The 5,656-nt window shown below is 70.4% G+C and carries 5 protein-coding genes; 4 read left to right on the top strand and 1 reads right to left on the bottom strand.

Annotated elements, in window-relative coordinates:
* The 3 genes from NBW84_RS21960 to NBW84_RS21950 form a co-directional block, all read left to right on the top strand.
* Positions 1-500 (top strand): molybdenum cofactor biosynthesis protein MoaE (locus NBW84_RS21960; RefSeq protein WP_250287021.1); only part of this gene is annotated, 500 nt, incomplete at its 5' end.
* A 55-nt stretch (positions 501-555) separates the two neighbouring features.
* Positions 556-792: a hypothetical protein gene (locus NBW84_RS21955; RefSeq protein ID WP_250287018.1), complete on the top strand. Its 237-nt coding sequence runs from the start codon at positions 556-558 to the stop codon at positions 790-792.
* Between the two features lie 121 nt (positions 793-913).
* Positions 914-1,954: a S16 family serine protease gene (locus NBW84_RS21950; RefSeq protein ID WP_250287013.1), complete on the top strand. Its 1,041-nt coding sequence runs from the start codon at positions 914-916 to the stop codon at positions 1,952-1,954.
* A 148-nt stretch (positions 1,955-2,102) separates the two neighbouring features.
* Here the strand turns inward: NBW84_RS21950 and NBW84_RS21945 are convergent, their stop codons facing one another.
* Positions 2,103-2,609, bottom strand: a complete 507-nt coding sequence (locus NBW84_RS21945) for a PPA1309 family protein (protein WP_250287011.1) — start codon at positions 2,607-2,609, stop codon at positions 2,103-2,105.
* A gap of 96 nt (positions 2,610-2,705) precedes the next feature.
* On the opposite strand from NBW84_RS21945, the gene NBW84_RS21940 reads away from it, so the two are divergent.
* On the top strand, positions 2,706-5,656 hold a 2,951-nt coding region (locus NBW84_RS21940), incomplete at its 3' end, for a UPF0182 family protein (RefSeq protein ID WP_250287009.1).

The following is a 5,656-nucleotide window of genomic DNA, read 5'->3' as shown; positions in this document are numbered from 1 at the left end:
GCCCGGCTGCTGGCCCCGGCCCGGCTGCTGGCCCCGGCCCGCGGCGCGCCGCCCGCGACGCGGCCGGTCGGCCGGGTGCGCCACGGGTCGTCCTCGCGTCGGTCCGGGCGGAGGAACTGTCGGTCGACGAGTGCCTGCGGGCCGTCCGCGAGCCCGGGGTGGGGGCGGTCGCGCTCTTCGTGGGCACGGTACGTGATCACGACCACGGGCGCGCGGTCACCGAACTGGAGTACACTGCCCACCCGCGTGCCGGCGCCGAGATCACACGCGTGGCGGACGATGTGGCTGCCATGTACCCGGTGCTCACCGTTGCCGTCACTCATCGTACGGGACTACTCGGTATCGGTGACATCGCCGTTGTCGTCGCGGTGGGGGCCGCGCACCGCGACGAGGCGTTCGCGGCCTGTCGTCGCCTGATTGACGAGGTCAAGGCCCAGGTGCCGATCTGGAAGCGGCAGGTCTTCGCGGACGGTTCGTCGGAGTGGGTGGGAGCCTGCTGAGCGTGGCTTACCATGAAGGTCGCCTCCCTTCCCCCGTCTCGACGCCGAGGCCGCCATGTGGTTCCTGCTCATCCCGCCTGTCGCCGTTCTGGTCACCCTTGTCTGGTTCGCCCTGCGCTCGCGCCCGGAACGCCGGCCCGAAGCACTGATCACCGTTGAGGGCTACCGGCGCAGCATGGCCGCTCTGGCGCGGCCGCTGCACTCGTCCCATGATCCGTCCAGTCGTGACCGGAGCTGGGCGTCCCGGGCCGGCGGCCGCCCGCCGGACCCGCGGTCGCCGGACGCGCCGTAGCCGCCGCCCCGTGGCGGATCCGCCCGTGTGGGCCCGGCCGTTGCGGGCCACACGAGCGGTTGCGCCACAGTTATGCCACTTTTTTGTGATCACTTTTTTGTCAGCTCGCTAGACTGCGAACATGACGCGGCGTATCCAGACACTCGTTGTTGCGTCCACGTTGTCGTTACTGCTCGTGGTCGTCGGGCTGTGGCTGCCGGTGCCGTTCGTGCTGCTCTCGCCCGGGCCGGTCACCGACACGCTCGGGCGTACCGACGGCAAGCCGTTGATCGAAATAGAGGGCCGGCAGACCTACCCGACCTCGGGGCGGCTCGAGCTGACGACGGTCGAGGAGATTCCCCGGCTCAACGTCCTCGGCGCGGTCCGCGGCTGGCTCAGCAGCGACCAGGCCGTGGTGCCCCGGGAGCTGGTCCAGCCGCCGGGTACCAGCGAGGAGCAGATCCGCCAGGAGAACACCGCGGCGATGATCGACTCGCAGGACCAGGCGACCGCCGCGGCTCTCCGCGAGCTCGGTGTCGCCGCGACCGGGACGTCCGTGGTCGTCTACCAGCTCGGTGCGCGCTCGCCCGCCGAGGGCAGGCTGCTGCCGGGCGATGTGATCGTGTCCGTGAACGGCGCCGCCATCACCACGCAGGGGCAGCTGCGGGACGAGATAGCGCGGGTCCGCCCCGGGCAGGCGGTGGCCATCTCCTACGTCCGGGACGGTGGCGCGCCCGCGCAGGCCGACATCATGACGGTGCCCGCGCCGGACGACCCGTCCCGGCCGGTCATCGGGATCATCACCACCGAGAAGCGCAGCTACCCGTTCACGGTGACGATCAGGCTCAAGGACGTGGGCGGACCGAGCGCCGGGCTGATGTTCGCTCTCGGCATAGTCGACCTTCTCGGGCCCGAACAGCTCACCGGCGGCCGGACGATCGCGGGCACCGGCACCATCGACGCCGCCGGCACGGTCGGGCCGATCGGCGGCATCCAGCAGAAGCTCCTCGGCGCCCGCCGCTCCGGCGCGGTCGCCTTCCTCGTCCCGGCCGGGAACTGCGCGGACGCCCGGGAGTCCGCCCCGGGCGGCCTGCGGCTCATCCGGGTCGAGACGTTGCAGGACGCCATCGGCGACCTGCACGCCCTCGCCGACAATCCCCAGGCGAACGTCCCCAGCTGCTGAGCGCCCGCGCCCGCCCGAGAAGCCTCACCCGTTGACACGGCCATCCCGGCGGGTGACGGCTGCCGGCAAGCCGGCCACCTGACGGACACACCGGCCGGTGGGCCTGTCCCGGCCGGGAAACGATCCTCCGGTCAGGGAAAGGCGCCGGTCAGTGGAAGGTCGCGAGCAGGCCGTCCACGAGGCCGTCGGCGAGGTCCGGGTCGACCACCAGCTCCTCGTCCCCGCGTACCCGCAGGCAGGACGCGTGCTGCCCGTCGCGGGTCACCCCGACCGCGAGCCGCACGTCCTGGCGCTCGGGATGGCTGGCCGCCCAGATCTCGATGTCCGCCTCCTCGTAGGGGGCTTCCTGCTCGGCGCTCGGGGGCAGCACGACGAGCTCGGTGACCAGGACACAGCCAAGGACCTCCTGCGGCCAGCCGATGCCGGCCAGCACCTCGTCCAGGCGCCCGGGGGGCAGGGGCTCCTGCTCGACCGGGGTGAGCGAGCCGGGGACGATCTGGCCGATGTGCGCGGCCAGGGCCGGCTCGCGGGCGACGAGCTCGGACGTGTCCGCCAGCGCGTACACCTGACTGGGCTGGTCCCAGCCCAGATCGGCCACGTGCCGCTCGACCTCCAGCACAACGGATGTCAACTCACTGATGTCGGGGCTGCTCACTAGCCCATCCTCTCCGATGGTGCCAGTCGGGCACTGGCGTAGGTTGCCTTCCAGGTGGACAACCTGGTCGTGTGCCCCCGACACAAGGAGAAGCGAGTGGCAGCAGCCCGCAGGCCACTGGTGGCGCGTACCCGCATCCTCATCCCCACTCTGGTCGTGCTCATCGTTCTGGTCGTTCTACTCGGCGTCTTCACCCGGGTCTACACCGACCTGCTCTTCTTCCGGTCGGTCGGCTTCGGCAAGGTCTTCAACACCGTCCTGTCGACACGGATACTGCTGTTCGTCGTCTTCGGTGCGCTGATGGCCGTCGCGGTGGGTGCCAACCTGCTGCTCGCGTACCGGCTGCGGCCCTCGGTGCGCCCGCTCTCCCTCGAACAGCAGAATCTCGAGCGCTACCGGGCCGGCATCGAACCGTACGCGGTGCTGATCCTGTTCGGCGTGTCGATCCTGTTCGGCATAGTAGCGGGTGTCTCGGCGTCCGGCCGGTGGCGGACCTGGCTGTTGTGGCGCAACGGGGAGTCCTTCGGGCAGCGGGACGCCCAGTTCCACCGCGACATCAGCTACTACGCCTTCACCTACCCGTTCCAGCGTTTCCTGCTCGGCTTCCTGCTGACCATCGTGGTGCTGTCGTTGCTGGTGACGCTGGTGACGCACTACCTGTTCGGCGGTATCCGGCTGCAGACGCAGAGCGAGCGGGTGGTGCCGGCGGCGAAGGTGCACATATCCGTCCTGCTGGGCCTGCTGGCCCTGCTGAAGGCGTGGGCCTACTACCTCGACCGCTTCGGGCTGGTCTTCTCCTCGCGCGGGGCGGTGCGCGGGGCCTCCTACACCGACACGCACGCGGTACTTCCCGCGAAGCTCATCCTGTTGTTCATCTCATTGCTGTGCGCGGTGCTGTTCATCTACAACATCTTCCAGCGGGGATGGACGCTGCCCCTGCTGTCCGCCGGGATACTGGTGCTGTCCGCCCTGGTGGTGGGAGGCATCTACCCGGCGATCGTCCAGCAGTTCCAGGTCCGGCCGAACGAGGCCTCCCGGGAGGCGCCCTACATCTCGCGGAACATCGCGGCCACCCGCGCCGCGTACGGGATCGACCAGATAAGACCGCAGCCCTACGACGCGTCCACCACACCCGACACGGCCAAGCTCGGCGCGGACTCGGCGACGCTGTCCAACGCGCGCCTGCTGGACCCGAACGTGCTCTCCGCGACCTACGACCAGCTCCAGCAGATCCGTGGCTACTACGGCTTCCCGGCCTCGCTCGACATCGACCGTTACACCATCGCCGGCGCCGACGGGCGCGACGGCACCCAGGACTACGTGGTCTCCGTCCGCGAGCTCGACCAGGGCGGTCTCGCGCCGCAGCAGCGGAACTGGATCAACCTGCATCTGACGTACACCCACGGCAAGGGGTTCGTCGCGGCGCCGGCGAACATCGTCGACAGCTCCGGACGCCCGGTCTTCACCGAGCAGAACCTGCCGCCGACCGGCCCGCTGAACGTACGGGAGAGCCGGGTCTACTTCGGCGAGCTGTCCCCGGACTACTCGATCGTCGGCACCCGGCAGGCCGAGATCGACGGGCCGGGCGACGCCGCCGGCAGCCAGGCGACGACCAGCTACAACGGGAGCGGCGGCGTCTCGGTCGGCTCGACGTTCCGGCGGGCCCTGTTCGCGTTGCGCTTCCAGGAGAAGAACATCCTGCTGTCGAGCGACATCACCGACAGTTCCCGGATCCTCTACGTGCGTAACCCGCGGGACCGGGTGAGCAAGGTCGCGCCCTGGCTGACCCTGGACGGCGACCCCTACCCCGCGGTCATCGACGGCCGGGTGACGTGGATTCTCGACGGCTACACGACCACCGACGGATACCCCTACGCCCAGCGCCGCACCCTCGGCTCGGTGACCGCGGACGCGGTGACCACCCGGGTGGCCAACCGGGCCAACCAGGCCGCGAACGAGGTCAACTACATCCGGAACTCCGTGAAGGTCACCGTCGACGCCTACAACGGGACCGTCGCGCTCTACGCCTGGGACGAGGCGGATCCCGTCCTGAAGACCTGGATGAAGGCGTTCCCGGGCAGCGTGAAGCCGAAGAGCGACATTCCCGCGTCCCTGCTGAGCCATCTCCGTTACCCGGAGGACCTCTTCAAGGTGCAGCGGGACCTCCTCGCCTCCTACCACGTGACCGATCCGCGTGAGTTCTACTCACAGGAGGACTTCTGGGCGGTCTCACCGGCCCCGGACGACCAGAACCAGACACAGCCGCCGTTCTACGTCTACAGCCAGCTGGTCGGGCAGTCGCAGCCCACCTTCAACCTGACCTCCCCGCTGCTGGCGCGGGCGTCGTCGAAACTCGCCGCCTACATGGCGGTGTCGAGCGATCCCGGCAGCTACGGCGAGTTCCAGGTCCTGCAGCTGCCCAAGGGCGTCACGATCAACGGGCCGGTCCAGGTGCAGAACCTCATCGAGTCCAACGCGAAGATCTCCCAGGAGCTCAACCTGCTGCGCGGCCAGGGCTCCCGGACCATCCAGGGGAACCTGCTGACCCTGCCGGTGGCGGGCGGGCTGCTCTACGTCGAGCCGTACTACGTCCAGGCGCGGGAGAACGCCGTGTACCCGACCCTGCAACGGGTGGCGGCCGTCTACGGCGAGAACATCGGTTTCGCGCCGACCCTGGGCGAGGCGTTGAGCCAGGTCTTCGGCACGAGCGTCGGCGGTACGCCCGGCGGCGGCACGGGCGGTGCTGGCGGTACGGGCGGCACCGGCGGTACGGGACCGGAGAGCCCCCCGCCGGGCGGCACGAACGACCCGCAGATCCGGCAGGCGATCGCCGACGCCGACCGCGCCTTCACCGCCGGGCAGGACGCGCTGCGCAAGAGCCCGCCCGACTTCACCGCCTACGGCAACGCGCAGAAGGACCTCTCGGACGCCCTGGACCGGCTGGGGCGGCTGACCGCGGCGCCACCGCCGCCAGCGAGCCCCGCGCCTTCGCCGCCGCCAGCGAGCCCCGCGCCGCCGCCGTCTCCCGGGCCCGCCGAGCCGGGCTC

Source organism: Protofrankia sp. CiP1_Cm_nod2 (assembly GCF_920664355.1).
GTDB lineage: Bacteria > Actinomycetota > Actinomycetes > Frankiales > Frankiaceae > Protofrankia.
This window is presented reverse-complemented; position numbering and strand designations above follow the sequence as displayed.

Coding starts and splice junctions, on each gene's coding strand:
- NBW84_RS21955 (WP_250287018.1), top strand. CDS start 556: ATGTGGTTCCTGCTCATCCCGCCTGTCGCCGTTCTGGTCACCCTTGTC.
- NBW84_RS21950 (WP_250287013.1), top strand. CDS start 914: ATGACGCGGCGTATCCAGACACTCGTTGTTGCGTCCACGTTGTCGTTA.